This is a genomic window from Nocardioides phosphati (assembly GCF_014646375.1).
Lineage (GTDB): Bacteria > Actinomycetota > Actinomycetes > Propionibacteriales > Nocardioidaceae > Nocardioides > Nocardioides phosphati.
Window position 1 is genome coordinate 1 of sequence record NZ_BMNI01000005.1, and the last position, 16,953, is coordinate 16,953.

Annotated in this window: 15 protein-coding genes; 6 read left to right on the forward strand and 9 right to left on the reverse strand. The window is 73.9% G+C overall.

Features of this window, described 5'->3' with window-relative positions; genetic code table 11:
- Positions 1-23: 23 nt before the first annotated feature.
- The 7 genes from IEX47_RS11010 to IEX47_RS11035 form a co-directional block, all read right to left on the reverse strand.
- Positions 24-212 carry an EspF repeat-containing protein gene (locus tag IEX47_RS11010; protein WP_188784065.1) on the reverse strand — a complete coding sequence of 63 codons (189 nt, stop codon included), beginning with the start codon at positions 210-212 and terminating at the stop codon, positions 24-26.
- A gap of 135 nt (positions 213-347) precedes the next feature.
- A complete protein-coding gene (locus IEX47_RS18115) occupies positions 348-470 on the reverse strand; it encodes a hypothetical protein (RefSeq protein WP_268238980.1) in 123 nt (40 codons plus the stop codon).
- Positions 471-489: 19 nt separating this feature from the next.
- Positions 490-1,233, reverse strand: coding sequence for an energy-coupling factor ABC transporter ATP-binding protein (locus IEX47_RS11015; protein WP_188784066.1), 744 nt, complete (start codon positions 1,231-1,233; stop codon positions 490-492).
- Positions 1,230-2,060, reverse strand: a complete 831-nt coding sequence (cbiQ, locus tag IEX47_RS11020) for a cobalt ECF transporter T component CbiQ (protein WP_188784067.1) — start codon at positions 2,058-2,060, stop codon at positions 1,230-1,232. Before cbiQ ends, IEX47_RS11015 begins: the two co-directional genes overlap by 4 nt.
- A gap of 12 nt (positions 2,061-2,072) precedes the next feature.
- A complete protein-coding gene (locus IEX47_RS11025; protein WP_229662810.1) occupies positions 2,073-2,390 on the reverse strand; it encodes a PDGLE domain-containing protein in 318 nt (105 codons plus the stop codon).
- Positions 2,387-3,079: an energy-coupling factor ABC transporter permease gene (locus tag IEX47_RS11030; protein WP_188784068.1), complete on the reverse strand. Its 693-nt coding sequence runs from the start codon at positions 3,077-3,079 to the stop codon at positions 2,387-2,389. Before IEX47_RS11030 ends, IEX47_RS11025 begins: the two co-directional genes overlap by 4 nt.
- Positions 3,080-3,169: 90 nt before the next feature.
- The gene (locus IEX47_RS11035; RefSeq protein WP_188784069.1) at positions 3,170-3,373 is read right to left on the reverse strand and encodes a DUF6458 family protein; all 204 of its coding nucleotides are present in this window, start codon (positions 3,371-3,373) and stop codon (positions 3,170-3,172) included.
- A 253-nt stretch (positions 3,374-3,626) separates the two neighbouring features.
- On the opposite strand from IEX47_RS11035, the gene recC reads away from it, so the two are divergent.
- The 6 genes from recC (at position 3,627) to thpR (ending at position 15,016) form a co-directional block, all read left to right on the forward strand.
- Entirely contained in the window at positions 3,627-7,055 is a 3,429-nt protein-coding gene (gene recC, locus IEX47_RS11040) for an exodeoxyribonuclease V subunit gamma (RefSeq protein WP_188784070.1), read from the forward strand.
- A complete protein-coding gene (locus IEX47_RS11045) occupies positions 7,052-10,558 on the forward strand; it encodes a UvrD-helicase domain-containing protein (RefSeq protein WP_229662811.1) in 3,507 nt (1,168 codons plus the stop codon). The genes recC and IEX47_RS11045 overlap by 4 nt, the downstream gene beginning before the upstream one ends.
- Complete coding sequence (gene recD, locus IEX47_RS11050; protein ID WP_188784071.1) at positions 10,555-12,339, forward strand: exodeoxyribonuclease V subunit alpha; 1,785 nt, start codon at positions 10,555-10,557, stop codon at positions 12,337-12,339. Before IEX47_RS11045 ends, recD begins: the two co-directional genes overlap by 4 nt.
- 6 nt (positions 12,340-12,345) lie before the next feature.
- On the forward strand, positions 12,346-13,080 hold the full coding sequence (locus IEX47_RS11055; protein WP_188784072.1) for a hypothetical protein: 735 nt from the start codon (positions 12,346-12,348) through the stop codon (positions 13,078-13,080).
- 3 nt (positions 13,081-13,083) lie between these two features.
- Entirely contained in the window at positions 13,084-14,223 is a 1,140-nt protein-coding gene (locus IEX47_RS11060) for an acyl-CoA dehydrogenase family protein (protein WP_188784073.1), read from the forward strand.
- A 211-nt stretch (positions 14,224-14,434) separates the two neighbouring features.
- Complete coding sequence (thpR, locus tag IEX47_RS11065) at positions 14,435-15,016, forward strand: RNA 2',3'-cyclic phosphodiesterase (protein WP_188784074.1); 582 nt, start codon at positions 14,435-14,437, stop codon at positions 15,014-15,016.
- Between the two features lie 118 nt (positions 15,017-15,134).
- On the opposite strand, the gene IEX47_RS11070 is transcribed toward thpR, so the two are convergent.
- Positions 15,135-16,244, reverse strand: coding sequence for a glycosyltransferase (locus tag IEX47_RS11070; protein WP_188784075.1), 1,110 nt, complete (start codon positions 16,242-16,244; stop codon positions 15,135-15,137).
- Positions 16,241-16,858, reverse strand: coding sequence for a TetR/AcrR family transcriptional regulator (locus IEX47_RS11075; RefSeq protein ID WP_188784076.1), 618 nt, complete (start codon positions 16,856-16,858; stop codon positions 16,241-16,243). Before IEX47_RS11075 ends, IEX47_RS11070 begins: the two co-directional genes overlap by 4 nt.
- Positions 16,859-16,953: the final 95 nt, after the last annotated feature.

Sequence of the window (16,953 nt, forward strand, 5' to 3'; positions counted from 1 at the left end):
AAGGATTCACCCGGTGGCCGCGCCTACGTTGGAGGCACGCGCTCACTCAGGACGTCGTACACCACTCTGCTGGACTCCACTCGTACGGGCGGCCTCGGTGACGGCCAGCTCGTCCTCGACGGCGGCGAGCCGGAGGAGCTCCTTGCGCATGAGCATCGCCAGTGCGACGTCAGGGGCGAGCTCTGGACCCGCTGCTTCTGACTCCATGCCACCCACCTCCTGTCGTCCGGTCACCTCTCGACCGTACGGCGACCGGGCGTCGCGCACATCGGCCAGAAGGGCCGCCCGGCCCCACCCGTCCGGGTGGTCTGGACCCCTCCGCACGGGCCACCAACGCGACCGACGGGTCAGCCGCAGGGAGCGCCTTCGCAGCACGGGCGGATGTAGCCGCAGCCGTCGCAGCGCTCGTGGGAGGTCTCCCAGCGCATCAGCGTCTCGCAGTTGGGGCAGGGTTCGGTCAGGTCGGGCACGGGCCAGATCCTAGGGCCGTCAGCGGGTCGCGGCAGGGTCGAAGCCGAACGGCAGCTCGAGGCGGTGTGCCCGCATCAGCGCCTCGTCGGTGAGCACGTCGTACGTCGGGCCGTCGGCCGCGACCACGCCGTCCGACAGCACGATCGACCGCTCGCAGAGCTGGAGCGCGTAGGGCAGGTCGTGGGTGACCATCAGCAGCGTGATGTCGAGCGACACGAGGATCTCGGCGAGCTCGCGGCGCGAGGCGGGGTCGAGGTTCGAGGAGGGCTCGTCCAGCACCAGGATCGAGGGGTTCATCGCGAGCACCGTCGCCACCGCGACCCGGCGCCGCTGGCCGAACGAGAGGTGGTGCGGCGGACGGTCGACGTACGCCGCCATGCCGACGCGGTCGAGGGCCGCCATGACGACGCCGTCGAGCTCGGCGCGGCGCAGGCCGAGGTTGCGCGGGCCGAAGGCGACGTCTTCACGCACCGTCGGCATGAAGAGCTGGTCGTCGGGATCCTGGAAGACCACGCCGACGCGGCGCCGGATCTCCTTGAGGTTCTTCTTCTCGACGGGCAGCCCGGAGACCGCGACCGAGCCCGCGCCGCCGGTGAGGATGCCGTTGAGGTGGTGCACCAGCGTCGTCTTGCCCGCGCCGTTGGGGCCGAGCAGCGCGACCCGCTCGCCCTGGTGCACGTGCAGGTCGACGCCGAAGAGCGCCTGGTGCCCGTCGGGGTAGGCGAACGCCAGACCGCGTACGTCGAGGACCGGGGTGCTCACGAGGGCATCCTTCCTGGGCTGTGGTCAACCGGCCTCTCGCCTGCTGCGCGACCCCATACGGGCTCGTCGGCTGCGTTGTCGTGCCTCGACGGGCCGCCGGCCCGCCTTCGGCGCTCCGCCTTGCCGACGAACCCGTCTGGCGTCGCTCGCGACGGCGTCGGCCGCTCGCCCACGGCCTCGTAGCCGCGCGCCAGCATCGCCAGGTGGACCCGCTCGCCGCGCTCGTAGGAGCGGATGAACAGCGCACCGATCGACTTCGCGAGCACCGGCCAGTGGCGCGGGTCGCGGGCGACGAAGCCGCGGGAGGCGAGGGCGATGTTCTGCCGGCGGAGGTCGTCGGCGACGACCTCGAGGTAGCGGATCATGAACGCTGCGATCTGGACCAGCGCTGACGGCAGCCGCAGCCGCTCGAGCCCACGGACCAGCTCCGGCGGCGAGGTCGTCGCGGCGAGCGTGAGGCCGGCGATGACGCCGAGGGTGCCCTTGGCGAGCAGCGTCCACGCGGCCAGCAGGCCCGACTCGCTGACGGCGACGCCCAGGACGTCGACGCGCGGGCCGTGCGCGATGAAGGGCATCAGCACCGCGAAGACGACGAACGGCACCTCGACGACCAGCCGGGGCAACAGCCAGCGGAACGGGACGCGCGCGACCACCACGACGGTCAGGAGGAGCGCCAGCCAGAGGCCGAAGGCGGAGTGCCAGTGGCCGGGCGTCGCGACGACGAGCAGCATGAAGCCGAGCAGCCCGAGGATCTTCAGGTGCGCAGGCGCGCGGTGCACCGGCGAGTGGCCGTGCACGTGCAGCGCGTGGCCGTGACCGGCCCCCATCAGGCGCGCACCTCAGGAGTCCGACGACGGGGCGTCGGTTGCGGCGGGACGGCGCACGAGCCGGCCCAGGCCGAGGCCGAGCCCGAGGCAGACGAGGACGCCGACGACGCCGGCGATGCCCTTGCCGAGGCGGTGGTCGAGGCCGCTGACGCCGTAGCCGGCCAGGGGGCTGCCGTCGGTCGCGTGGGTCTTCTGCGACGACGCGATGCCCGTGGTGTCGGCGACGTGCATGAGCCCGTCGGGGGAGGTCGAGGCGTAGTAGCTGAGCACGCCCGCGACCAGCAGCGCGGCGACGAGCAGCACGACGTAGAACGTGCGGGTGCGGATCACGCCACCGCCTCCGGCGTGCGGATCTCCAGCGAGCGGTCCGCCAGCAGCGGGCGGGCGGCGTACACGAGGTCGGGGCGGGTGGCGACGACGGAGCTGATGACCAGCGCGGTGATGACCGCCTCGCCGAGGCCGATCAGGGTGTGCCAGCCGATCATCGCCGTGAGGACCGCCCCGAGCGGGACGTCGGCGACGCCGCCGACGGCGAAGAGCGCGGTGAACGCCGCAGCCGCGACGGGCACCGAGATCGCGGCGCCGAGGGCGGCGGCCGGCACCACCGACGAGGTACGCCGGGGGAGCAGCGCGCGGACGAGCACGATGACGGCCCAGCCCACGCCGACGCCGACGAGGCCCATGAGCGTGATGTTGGTGCCGAGCGCGGTGAGCCCGCCGTCGGCGAAGAGGAGGGCCTGGACGAGGAGCACGACGCTCATCACCAGCACGCCGGTCCACGGCCCGACGAGGGCGGCGGCGAGGGCGCCGCCGAGCAGGTGGCCACTCGTGCCGGCGCCGACCGGGAAGTTGACCATCTGGGTGGCGAAGACGAAGGCGGCGACGAGGCCGGCCAGGGGAGCGGTGCGCTCGTCGAGCTCACGACGGGCGCCGCGGAGGGCGAGGCCGACGCCGACGACCGCGACCGTGCCGGTCGCGAGCGACGTCGGTGCGTCGAGAAACCCGTCGGGGACGTGCATCCGCCCACTCTCCTTGTTGCGAAGAACTTGCAACAAGGAGACTAACGCAGGTGCGGAGGCGCGTCCCCGACGGAGTGGCTCAGCCCGCGATCAGCGGGCGGGGCCGTCGTAGTACGTCTCGCTGCGGCGCCACGGCGGTGCCACGACCAGCGAGAGCACGATGGCCAGCACGCCGGCGAGCACGAGGATCCAGCCGAGGGCGTTGTCGTTGATGAACGACAGGTCGACCTGGATGACGTCGAGCACGAACACGAGTCCCAGCACGAGCAGGACGATTCCGAGTCCGATGTACATGAGGCGTCTCCTTTCCTGAGGACGCCTCTCCGGTGCCCCGCGGAGGCCCAATCCATTCGAGTAGCCCGTTCGGACTATGCGGATGGCCCATCCGGGCGGAATTGGGGAGGAGGGGGCGACAGTGCGGTGGTGGAGGGCGCAAGATTCTCCTGACCCCGCGGTGACCCGAGACGCCGCGGGGTCATCCCATTTCCGGACGACGTCCTCCGCCGGGCGCGGGTGCGGTGTCGGCGGGGCCTGACATCCTGTCGCCGTGACGCTGTACCTCCACCGCGCCGAGCGCACGGACCTGCTCGCCGACGGGCTGGCGGACCTGCTGGGCGGCTCGCCGCTCGCGGACCCGTTCGCCCGCGAGCTCGTCGTCGTGCCCGCGCGCGGCGTGGAGCGGTGGCTGACCCAGCGGCTCGCGCACCGGCTCGGCACGGGGGAGCGCGGTGGTGACGGCGTGTGCGCCGGCGTCGACTTCGCCAGCCCGCGGTCCCTGGTCTCGATGCTCCTGGGCCGCGAGCGCGACGACGTGTGGGATCCCGACCGCGTCGTCTGGCCGCTGCTCGAGGTGATCGACGAGGCTGCCGGCGAGCCCTGGTGCCGCGTCCTCGCCGACCACCTCGGCCTGTCCGGCCCGCCTGACGACCTGCGGCGCAACCGGCGCTACGCCGTCGCCCGACGCCTCGCCGGCCTCTTCAGCGCGTACGCCGTCCAGCGGCCGCAGCTCGTGGCCGCCTGGCGCGCGGGGCTCGACGAGGACGGCCTCGGTGGTGCGCTCGCGGAGGACCTGCGCTGGCAGCCCGAGCTGTGGCGACGGCTCTGCGCGCGCATCGGCGGACCCGCTCCCGACGAGCGCCACGCCCGCATCGTCGCGGCCCTGCGCGAGGGAGACGGCGACCGGCCGGGGCGCCCGCTCGACCTCCCGCCGCGCCTCTCGCTCTTCGGCCACACGCGCATCCCGTCGACCGAGCGTGACCTGCTGGCCGCGCTGGCGGTGCACCGCGACGTACACCTCTGGCTGCCGCAGGCTTCCGCTGCTGCGTGGGAGCGGCTGGCGCCGGCGGTCTCCGCGGGCCCGGTGCCGCGCGACAGCGATGAGTCGGCGTTGCTCGTGGAGCACCCGCTGCTCGCCTCGCTCGGGCGTGACGCACGCGAGCTGCAGCGCACGCTGGCGGTGGTCGCGCCGGTCGAGACGGCTCCGCTGGTGGCGACAAGCTCTCCCGCCGACTCGGTGCTCGGCTGGCTGCAGCACGACCTCCGGCACGACACGGTGCCGGACGAGGCGCTGCGGGCCGCCCGCACGCGTGACCCGGAGGACCGGTCGGTCCAGGTGCACGCGTGCCACGGCGCGGCCCGGCAGGTCGACGTGCTCCGCGAGGTGCTGGTCGGCCTGCTCGCCGATGACCCGACGCTGGAGCCGCGCGACATCCTGGTGATGTGCCCCGACGTGGAGGCCTACGCGCCGCTGATCGCGGCGGCGTTCGGCATGGCGTCGGTCGCTGCGCTCCCCGCCCCCTCGGGCAAGGCCGACGCCGCTGACGGCGAGGGGCACCCCGGGCACCGGCTGCGCGTCCGCCTCGCCGACAGGGCGCTCTCCTCGACCAACCCCCTGCTCGGGCTCGCCGCGACCCTCGTCGAGCTCGCGGGCGGGCGGCTCACCGCGACCGAGGTGCTCGACCTGGCCGGTGCGGCGCCGGTGCGCAATCGGTTCGGGTTCGACGACGACGAGATCGACCGGATCCGCGGCTGGATCGCCGAGTCGGGCGTGCGGTGGGGCTTCGACGCCGGCCACCGGGGGCGCTACGGCCTCGACCTCGGCGCCAACACCTGGGCGGCCGGCCTCGACCGGGTGCTCCTCGGTGTGGCCGTCGCGGGTGACGAGCACCGCCACCTCGGGGCCGTGCTGCCGCTCGACGACATCGGCTCGGGCGACGTCGACCTGGCGGGGCGGTTCACCGAGCTGCTCGACCGGGTGCACGCCTTCACCGCACGGGCGGAGGCGGCGCGCGGTGTCGACGAGTGGGCGCGCGTGCTGCGCGACGGCGTCAACGCGCTGGCCCGGGCCGAGGAGCCGTGGCAGCAGGCCGAGTTCGAGCGCGAGATCGGCCGCCTCGACGACGGCTCGGTCGCGACCTCGCTGGGCCTGGCCGACGTACGCACGCTCCTGAAGCAGCGCCTCGGCGGCCGACCGACGCGGGCCAGCTTCCGCACCGGCACGCTCACGGTCTGCACGATGGTGCCGATGCGCTCGGTGCCGCACCGCGTGGTGGCGCTGCTCGGCCTCGACGACGGCGTCTTCCCGCGGCAGACGATCGCCGACGGCGACGACGTCCTCGCCCGGCGGCCGGTCACCGGTGAGCGCGACGTGCGCGCGGAGGACCGGCAGCTCCTGCTCGACGCGATCCTCGCCGCGCGCGAGACCCTCGTCGTCACCTACACCGGAGCCGGCGAGCACACCGGCTCGCCGCGTCCGCCCGCCGTGCCACTCGGCGAGCTGCTCGAGGCCGTCGCGCTGACCACCGTCGACAGCGTCGAGGACATCCACGTCCACCACCCGCTGCAGCCCTTCGACGAGAAGAACCTCCGTCCGGGCGCGCTCGTGCCCGCGCGGCCGTTCAGCTTCGACCGCGCGGCGCTCGTCGGCGCCGAGGCGTCGCGGGGCACGCGCGAGCAGGTCGGCGTGCTCTGCCCCGACCCGCTCGCCGGTCTCGTCCCGGCGCCGGCCGGCGAGCCGCTGGAGCTCGCGCTCGCCGACCTCAAGGCCTTCTTCGCGCACCCCGTCCGCGGCTTCCTGCGTGACCGGCTCGGCCTCGCCGCGCCGCTCGAGGCCGACCCGCTCGCCGACGCTGTGCCGATCGAGCTGGGCCCACTCGAGCGCTGGGCCGTCGGCGACCGGCTGGTCCGCGACGTCCTCGCCGGCATGAGCCCGGGCGACGGCATGACCGCCGAGCTCCTCCGCGGCCTGCTGCCCCCCGGTGCGCTCGGCCAGCGCGAGCTGACCCACGTGGTCAAGGCGGTCCAGCCGCTCGTCACCCAGGCGATGCACCTGCGCCAGGGCACGCCGCGCAGCGTCGACGTCGATGTCGCGCTCCGCGTGCAGGGCCGCGACGTGCGCCTGACCGGCACGGTCACCGACGTCTTCGGCCCCGACATCGTGACCGTCACCTACTCCAGTCTCGGCCCGAAGCAGCGGTTCGCCGCGTGGCTCGACCTGCTTGCCCTCTCGGTCGCGCACCCCGACCAGATGTGGCGCTCGCACGCACTCGGCAAGCAGCGCTCCGGCGCCCAGCGCGCGCTCGCCGGCCCGCTCGACGACCGGGCCGAGCAGTGGCTCACCGACGTCGTCGACGTCTGGCTGCGCGGGCAGTCGGAGCCGCTCCCGATCCCGCCGAAGACGACCCTCGCCTACGCCGAGGAGGCCGGCCGCCTCCGCCGCGGGGCCGACGCGCACCCCGACGAGCGCGCGGCCAAGGCGTGGGCCACCGACCCGTTCAGCGACCACGGCATCCCCGGCGAGGACGCCGACGCCTGGCACGTGCGCGCCTTCGGTGCCCACGCGGCGTACGACGTGCTGACGGGCGCCCCGCGGTCCGACGAGCGCTGGGACGACGAGGAGCGCCACCGGCTGGGGCAGTACGCCTGGCGGCTCTGGGGGCCGCTCGTCACCGGCGCCGAGCTGGTGAGGTCGCTGTGACGGCCACGGGCCGGGCGATCGGGCGGTTCGACGTCCGCGGGCCGCTGCCGACGGGCACGACGCTGCTCGAGGCGAGCGCGGGCACGGGCAAGACGTGGACGATCGCGGCGCTCGTGACGCGGTTCGTCGCCGAGGGCGAGGCGCTGCTCGAGCAGATGCTCGTCGTCACCTTCGGCCGTGCGGCGAGCCAGGAGCTCCGCGAGCGCGTGCGCGCGCAGCTGGTCTGCGCCGAGCGCGCGCTGGCCGCGCCCGCGGCCGTCATCCCGGGCGACGACGAGCTGATCGACCTCCTCCTCGACGCGCCGCCGGCCGAGCTCGCGCTGCGGGCAGGACGGCTGCGGCAGGCCCTCGCCGACTTCGACGTGGCGACGATCGCGACGATCCACCAGTTCTGCCAGCAGGTGCTCCGCGGGCTCGGCGTCGCCGGCGACTCCGACGCCGGCGCGCAGCTGGTCGAGGACCTCGACGACCTCCTCGTCGAGGTCGTCGACGACCTCTACCTCCGCGCGTACGCCGGGTCCGCCGCCGACCAGCCGCCGGCCTTCTCCCGCAAGGATGCGTTGGCGCTCGGGCGCGCGGCCGTGGTCGACCCACGGGCGCGGCTGGAGCCAGCCGATGCAGCCGCGGGGTCGACGCCGGCGGTGCGGGTCGCGTTCGCGCAGGCGGTGCGGGCGGAGTTCGAGCGCCGCAAGCGTCGGCTCGGACTGCTCGGCTACGACGACCTGCTCGGGCAGCTCGCGGATGCGCTGGCCGTGCCCGACTCGCCCGCCGCCCAGCGGATGCGCGCGCGGTGGAAGGTCGTGCTCGTCGACGAGTTCCAGGACACCGACCCGGTGCAGTGGCAGGTCTTCGACCGGGCCTTCTCCGGCCACGCCACGATGGTCCTCATCGGCGACCCGAAGCAGGCCATCTACGCCTTCCGTGGCGGCGACGTCGCCACCTACCTCGCGGCCGCCGAGACCGCCGGGTCGCAGGCCACGCTCGGGGTCAACTGGCGCTCCGACTCCGACCTGGTCGACGCGCTCCAGGTCGTGCTCCGCGGCGCTGCGCTCGGCGACGAGCGGATCGTCGTCCACGACGTCGAGGCCCACCACCGGGGTGGTCGGCTCGAGGGTGCGGGTGCGCCGTTCCGCCTCCGCGTCGTGCGCCCGCAGGAGCTCGGCATGGGCGAACGCCGCGCCCCGTCCGTCGCCGCGATCCGCGACCACCTCTGGCCCGACGTGGCCCACGACATCAAGCGACTGCTGACCTCGGGCGCCACCTTCGAGGGCCGTCCGCTCGAGCCCGCCGACGTGGCGGTGCTGGCCCACAAGCACAGCGACCTGGCCTCGATCCAGGCCGCGCTGGCGGAGCTCGGCGTACCTGCGGTGGTGGCGGGCAATGGCAGCGTCTTCTCGACACCCGCGGCGCGGGAGTGGCTGACGCTGGTCGAGGCGCTCGAGCAGCCGCACCGGCCGCCGCGGGTCCGGTCGGCGGCGCTGACGTCGTTCCTCGGGCACACGGCTGCCGACCTCGCCGAGGGTGGCGACGCACTGACCGACGTGGTCGCCGAGACGGTCCGCACATGGTCCGAGCTGGCCACCAGCCGCGGCATCGCGGCGGTCATGGAGGCGGCGGTGACGGGCGGGCTGACCGCGCGCGTGCTCCGCTGCACCGGCGGTGAGCGCCTCCTCACCGACCTGCGCCACATCGGCCAGGTGCTCCACAAGGTCGCCGCCGAGGAGCGCCTCGGCCTCGTCGCGCTGGCCGGCTGGCTCCGCGACCAGATCGCCGACGACCGGCCCGACACCGCCGGCGAGCGGACCCGCCGCCTCGACTCCGACGCGGCCGCGGTGCAGCTGGTGACGATCCACGGCTCGAAGGGCCTGCAGTACCCCGTCGTCTACCTCCCCTCCCTCTGGGACCGCTGGCCCCGCGACCCGGCGGTCGCGCTCTTCCACGGCCCCGACGGCGTGCGTTGCCGCAACGTCGGCGGACCCGGACCGACCTGGTCGCCGCACGCCGCGCTCCACCTCGCGGAGGAGGCCGGCGAGGCGCTCCGCCTGCTCTACGTCGCCCTCACCCGGGCCCAGTCGCAGGTCGTCGCGTGGTACGCCCCCGCCCCCCGCAACGCGCCCACCTCCGCCCTCCACCGGCTCCTGCTCGGCCGCCGTCCCGGCACGCCCGCCGTCCCCGACAGCCACCCGGTCGAGACCGCCGAGTCCCTCGTCGCCAAGCTCGACTGGTACGCCGCCAACGGCGGCCCGTGCTGGGAGCCGGCCGTCCGGGCGACCGTCGCCTCCGAGCCGCTGCCGACGGACCACGCGGCCCTGGCCGTGCGGAGCTTCGACCGGTCGATCGACACCGCCTGGCGGCGCACGTCGTACTCCGCGCTCACCGCCGTCGACCCCACGCCGGGCCATGGCTCCGCGGGTGCCGCCGCTGCCGGGCTGAGCGAGCCGGAGCTGGTGCCGCGCGACGACGAGCAGGACGGCGCGGGTGCTTCCGTGTCGCCGGTTGGCCAGGCGGACCTGGCGACGTCTCCCGGTCCAGGACTGGGAGGGGAATCTGCTCCTGCCTTAGCGATCGCTAAGGCAAGGGAGGATCTGTCGGGCGCCGTGGACGGCAGGGGCACGCCGCCGCGCGCGGCTCGGAGCGAGGTGCCGATGGCGACGCTGCCGATGGGCGCGACGTTCGGCTCGCTGGTGCACGCGGTGCTCGAGCACGCTGATCCGGCGGCGCCCGACTTCGACGGCGACCTGCGTGCCGAGCTGCTCCACCACATCGACGAGCAGCTCACCTGGTGGCCGGTCACCGTCGACCGCGAGGAGCTCGCCGATGCGCTCGTCGCGGTCTGCGACTCCCCGTTGGGCCCGCTCGCGGGCGACCTCACCCTGCGCGAGCTCAGCCGCGGCGACCGGCTCTGCGAGCTCGATTTCGAGGTGCCTCTGGCCGGCGGCGACCTGGCCGCGGCGACCACCGGGGGCGCCGCGAGCCCCCTCCTCGGCGACCTCGCTCCGCTGCTGGAGAAGCACCTGCCGGGGGGCGACCCGGTCCGCTCCTACACCGCCGCGCTGAACGACCCCGCGCTCGGCGGGCAGTCGCTGCGGGGCTACCTCACGGGCTCGATCGACGTCGTCCTCCGCGTCACCACCCAGGCCGGTCCACGCTTCCTGACCGTCGACTACAAGACCAACTGGCTCGCGCAACCCGGCCACGAGCTGAGCATCGACGACTACCGCCCCGAGGCGCTCGACGCGGCGATGGGCCACTCCGACTACCCCCTGCAGGCGCTGCTCTACGTGGTGGTGCTCCACCGCTACCTGCGCTGGCGGCTGCCCGGCTACGCCCCGGAGCAGCACCTCGGCGGCGTGCTCTACCTCTACCTGCGCGGCATGGTCGGGCCGGCCACCCCGCGCGACGGCGACCGTCCCTACGGCGTCTTCGCCTGGCAGCCGCCGGTCGCGCTGGTCGAGGCCGTCTCCGACCTCCTCGACGGCTCGGCGCAAGGAGGCAGTCGATGACCGCCGGCCTGTGGGAGTCCGACGACCCGTGGGATGTCCGGCGTGCACTGGGCGCCGGCGGCGACCTTGCGGCGTACAACGCGGCGGGGGTGCTCGAGGCCGCCGACGTCCACGTGGCGCGGCGGGTCTGCGCGATCGCCGGTGACGCCGATCCGCGGAGCGCGCTGGCGGTGGCGCTGGCCGTCCGCGCGGTGCGCCACGGCTCGGTCTGCCTCGCCCTCGACGAGGTCACCGAGCTCGCGCCGGACCTCTCGTGGCCCGACCTGGAGGAGTGGCGCGAGGGCCTCACCCGGAGCAAGGTCGTCGCGAGCGGCGCCCTCGCCGTCGAGCACGGCCTCGTCTACCTCGAACGCTACCGCGCGCAGGAGCAGCAGGTCGCCGACGACCTCATCGCGCGCGCCGCCCGCCCGGCGCCCGAGGTCGACACGGCGCTCCTCGACGCCTCCCTCGAGCGCCTCTACCCCGACCCGACGTACGCCGAGCAGCGCGCCGCCTGCGCGGGCGCGGCCACGCGGTGGACCACCGTCCTGACCGGCGGCCCGGGCACGGGCAAGACGACCACCGTGACCCGGATCCTGGCCGTGCTGACCGAGCAGCTGGGCCCCGACGCGCGCATCGCCCTGGCGGCGCCGACCGGCAAGGCGGCCGCCCGGCTCCAGGAGCAGGTGCTCGCCGCGGCGACCGACCTGCCGCCGGCCGACGCCGCGCGGTTGCAGGGGCTGCGGGCGACCACGCTCCACCGGCTGCTCGGGTACCGCCGCGACAACCAGACCCGCTTCCGCCACGACCGGTCCAACCGGCTGCCGCACGACCTGGTGATCGTCGACGAGACATCGATGGTGTCGCTGACGATGATGGCCCGCCTGCTCGAGGCGGTCCGCCCCGACGCCCGGCTCGTGCTCGTCGGCGACCCCGACCAGCTCGCGTCGGTCGAGGCGGGCGCAGTCCTCGACGACCTCGTCGCCGGCTTCCGCGGGCGCAGCGACTCCCCGGTGGTCGAGCTCGGCACGGTCCACCGGTTCGGCGCGACGATCGGCGAGCTGGCGCAGGCGATCCGTGCGGGCGACGCCGAGGCCGCGATCGCGGTCCTGCGCGCGGGCCACGACGACGTGCGCTGGACCGAGACCGACGACCCGGCAGCGGTGGCCGAGGCGGTCCGGGCGGCTGCCCTCCCGCCGGCCCGGGTCGTGCGTGCCGCGGCGCTCGCGGGTGACCCGGCCGCTGCCCTCGCCGCGCTCGACGAGCACCGCATGCTCAGCGCCCACCGCGACACGGTCCGCTGGTGGAACTCCCGCATCGAGCTCTGGCTCCGCGAGGCCGAGCCGGGCGCGACCGACCTCTTCGACCGGATGTACGCCGGCCGTCCGCTGCTCGTCACGCGCAACGACCCCGGCCTGGGCCTCCACAACGGCGACACGGGGGTCGTCGTACGCGGAGAGGACGGGCGTCCGCGCGCCGTTGTGGCCGGCGCCGGCGGCCCGCTCGAGCTCGCGCCCGGGCGCCTCGCCGACGTCGAGACGATGCACGCGATGACCATCCACAAGAGCCAGGGCAGCCAGGCCCGCGAGGTGACGGTGCTGCTTCCCGACGCCGATTCGCGGCTGCTCGCGCGCGAGCTCCTCTACACCGCGGTGACCCGCGCGCGGGGTGTCGTCCGTCTCATCGGCGGCGAGGATGCGCTGCGGGCGGCGCTCGCGCGGCGGGCCCACCGGGCGAGCGGATTGCAACGGCGGCTCGCCGGGTCGTTAGATTCTGCGGAGACAACCCGTACCCGGAGGTAACAAACGATGAGCCGCACCCTGCGCGCGACCGCCCTGTCGGCCGCCCTGCTCGGCGCGCTCGCACTCTCCGGGTGCGGCAGTGACACGGCGGCCCACACGCCGACCAGTGCGTTCGGCAAGCAGACCGCCGCGCAGATCAGCGAGGCGGTCCGGTCCGACATGAGCGGTGTCCGCTCGGTCACCATCGACGGCACGACGAAGGACGCGAGGCTCCACGTCAGCCTCGCCGACGACGGCACCTGCACCGGCTCCGTCGAGCCCACCTCTGGTGGCAAGGCGCAGGTCATCGAGGACGCCTCGGGCTCCTACGTGCACGGCGACGCGGCGTACTGGCGGGGGCAGGCGTCGACCGACGCCGACCGCACGCGCGTCGAGCGGGCGCTGAAGGTCTGGGACGGCCGCTGGGTGAAGAGCCCGCGGAGCGGCGGCTACCTGCTGCTGCAGTGCGACCTGAAGTCCTTCCTGCCGCTGCTCACCTCCGGTGACCGCACGCTGGCCACCAAGGGCGACGAGCGGAAGGTCGACGGCGTCGAGGCGGTCGCGCTCAACGCCGACCAGGCCGGCGTGAAGAGCACCCTCTGGGTCTCGACGGACGCGCCGCACCGCATCGTCCGCCTCACCGAGCCGTCGAGCGACGCCGTCTACACGCTGAGCCACTACGACCAGCCCGTCTCCATCCAGACTCCTGACCCCGCCGAGGTGTACGACCTGGCGGCAGCGAACAAGAAGAAAGCGGAGTGACCCATGAAGCGCACCATCTACACCCAGGACCACGAGGACTTCCGCGGCGCGGTGCGCACGTGGCTCGAGCGTGACGTCATCCCCAACGGCGAGCAGTACATCGCCGACAAGGCCCTCCCGCGTGAGTTCTGGCTGAAGGCCGGCGAGAACGGCTTCCTCGGCCTCGCCCTCGACGAGGAGTACGGCGGCGCGGGCGACTTCCGCTACAACGCCGTGCTCGCGGAGGAGCTCGCCAAGGTCAACGCCGCGCTCCCGACCTGCGTCGGCATCAACTCCGACATCACCGCGCCGTACATCAACGAGCTCGGCACCCCCGAGCAGAAGGAGCGCTGGCTCCCGGGCGTCGCGTCGGGTGAGATCGTCCTCGCGATCGGCATGACCGAGCCCGGCGGTGGCTCCGACCTCGCCGCGCTCAAGACCACCGCCGTCCGCGACGGCGACGAGTGGGTCATCAACGGCTCCAAGACCTTCATCACCAACGGCTACTCCTGCGACATCGTGATCGCTGCCGTCCGCACCGCTCCGGAGCTCGGCCCGAAGGGCATCACGCTCTTCGCGATCGAGGCGACCAAGGAGGGCTTCTCGCGCGGTCGCAAGCTCGACAAGGTCGGCATGGAGGAGTCGGACACCTCGGAGCTCTTCTTCGAGAACGTCCGCGTCACCGACGCCGAGATCATCGGTGAGCTCAACAAGGGCTTCATCCACATGATGCAGAAGCTCCCGCAGGAGCGCATCGCCTGCGCGATCGCCAACACGGCGCACGCCAAGCAGATCCTCACCGAGACGATCCAGTACGCCCACGAGCGCCAGGCCTTCGGCCAGCCGATCGGCAAGTTCCAGCACCTCAAGTTCCTGATGGCCGAGCTGGTCACGCAGATCGAGGTGTGCGAGGCCTACATGGACAAGTGCATCGAGGCCCACGACAAGGGCGAGCTCACCGCCGTCGACGCCGCCAAGGCCAAGTGGTGGTCCTCGCAGGCCCAGTCCGAGGTCCTCGACGCGTGCGTCCAGATCCACGGTGGCTACGGCTTCATGAACGAGTACCGCGTCGCCCGCGCCTGGCGCGACGCCCGCGTCACGAAGATCTGGGCCGGCTCCAACGAGATCATGAAGGAGCTCATCGGCCGCGAGCTCGGCTTCTGAGTCTTCTTCCGTACGACGCCGCTCACCGTTGGTGGGCGGCGTCGTCGCATTTCCGGCCGCGGCGAGGCCCGGGCTGCGCCGGAGCGCACCCCGCCCTGGTTCCCGCCGCTCGCTGCGCTCGCTCCGGTCAACGCTCGGGGCTGCGGCCCGGCTCCGCCTGGGCCTCGCCGCGGGTGGGCAATGCGGTTGCGCGCGTCGCCACACTGGTCGGATGAGACTCTTCGCCGCCGTCGTGCCTCCGGAGGAGGTGACCGCCCACCTCGACACCTTCCTCGACGTACGCCGGGAGGTCGCCGGCCACTGGCGCTGGTCGCTGCCGGAGCAGTGGCACCTGACGCTGGCGTTCGCGGCGGAGGCGCCGGAGCGGGTCCTCGACGAGGTGGAGGAGCGGCTTGCGACCGCGGCCGGGAGGCGTCAGCCGTTCGAGGTGCGCCTCACGGGTGGCGGGGTCTTCCCGCACGTGGCCGAGGCGAAGGTGCTGTGGGCCGGCGTGCAGCCGGCTCGTGAGGAGGCTCCTGTCGATGCGCTCGCGGAGCTCGACCTCCTGGCCGCCGGTGCGCGTGCGGCGCTCGCGAAGGCGGGGGCGACTGTCGACGGGCAGCGGTTCCGGCCACACGTGACGCTGGCGCGGCTGGGCTTTCCCGAGGAGCTGAGCAACTGGGTCAGGCTGCTCGACGCCTACGAAGGCCCGGCCTGGACGGTGGACACGCTCACGCTGGTCCGGTCGCACCTGGGCGAGGGCCCGCGTCGTACGCCTCGCTACGAGACGGTCGCCGAGTTCCCGCTCGGCTGAGCCCCCAGACGACGTACAGCTGCGGCCGGTGGAGTGCCGACCGCCCGCCGCACACGTGGTCCGGCGCCACCAGGTGTACGTCGTCCGGGGGCGCCGCGCCCGGGAGGGTGGAGGATGCTCAGGCCACCGACGGATCGACCGACGGCTGGGCGAGCAGCCCGTCGATGAGATCCGCCCCGGCAGCGGCGCCGGACTGCGCGCGGATCGCAGCACCCAGGCGTGCGGCGGCAGCCCGGTGCGGCCCGTCCTCGAGCAGTGCGCGGATGGCTGCGGCCAGGGCATCGGGCTTCGCGCGCTTGGTGAGGAGCCGCCCGGCACCCGCGTCGACGAGGGTCGTGCCGACCATCTTCTGGTCGAGCATCGGGTGCATGGGCAGCACCAGCACCGGCAGGTCGTGGCTGAGCGCGAGCATCGTCGTCGCATGGCCGCCGTGCCCGACGACGACGGAGGCCTGGGGCATCAGCTGCGCGTGCGGGACGTAGCGGTGGAGCTCGACGTTGGCTGGCGCGCGGAGGTCGGCGGGATCGATGACCGGACCGGTCGTGACGATGCCCCGGACGGGCAGGGTCGCGAGGGCGTCGAGCACGTTCTGGAGGCACGCCTGCATGCCCGGGAAGTTCACCGTGCTCAGGCTGACCAGCACGGTCGGCGTGGCCGGGGCGGCGGGCGTGCCGCGCACGACCGGGCCGCAGTAGCGGACGTTGGCCGGGACCGGACGGGCGGTGGCCGGGTCCAGCTCCGGCAGCGTGGCGACGACCCGCAGCCGTGCGCGGCGGACGAGCTCACGGGTGGCGAACCGCTTGATGCGCAGCCCGGTCCCCATCGGCCCGCGCATCCACGTGCGCGTGAAGTACTCGGCGTACGTGTGCTCCAGCAGGACGTACGGCGTGCCGCTCGCCGCGACCGCCTCGATCGGGCCGAAGAGGAGGCAGTCGACGACGACCAGATCAGCCGGGCGGTCGGCGAGCTCGGCGAGCACGTCGCGTCCCATCGCCCGGTCGCCGAAGACGCCGAGGTAGTCGAACGGGCTGTTCTTGCCGCCGCAGGTGAACGCTCGCGCCGTCGTGAACGGCACCAGCGAGAGGCCCGACGCCTCCACGAACTCCGCCTGCTGGGCGTGGCCCATGACCCGGACCTGGTGGCCGCGCGACTGCAGCTCGGCCGCGATGCCGAGCAGGGGCGGGACGTTGCCGCCGCCGTCCCACGTGATGAAGAGGATGCTGCTCATGACCGTGGCTCCTTGGGGTCGGACGTGGCGAGCAGGGCGCCCACCAGTCGGCGCATGCGTGCCTCGGTGCGCGCCCGCGAGAGGCGTCGGTCGAGGCGGAGGATCTTCCAGGTGTAGACGTCCGTGGCGACGACCAGGAGGTCGACCAGCCCGTCGTCCTCAGCGGAGCCGTCGGCCCCGTCCCCTCCTCCGAGGAACGGCGCGAACACCTCCGTGACCCAGTCGCGGTGCAGCTTGCGGCCACGCCGGGTCAGGTCGGTGACGGCCGGGTCGTCCTCTTGCGCGAGCATGAGGAGTGCCGTCCTGCCCCGCTGCTCGTAGTGGTCGACGATGACGCGCACGGCGGCGTCGACGTCGCCGACCGGCGCCTCGCGCTCCCCGGCGACCCGGGCGAGGGCGTACTCCATCGTGGTCTCGAGGAGCCCGGCCCGGGTGCCGAAGTGGCGCAGGATCGTCTGCACGCTCACCCCCGCCTCGGCCGCCACGTCCTCGAGCGAGATGTGCGGGAACATCCGGTCGGCCCCGAGGTCGAAGAGCGCCGCGAGGATCCGCTCGCGGGTCTGCGTGACCGCCTCCGCCCGGGCCCCCATCCGGTATGTCCGTGTTGTCTTCATGGTGCTTCCAGTGGACGCCTGCCGCAACTTCATGTCAATGGCTACTCACACGAAACTGGGGTCGCGGTCCGCCCGTCCTGTGGATCTGTCGCGGC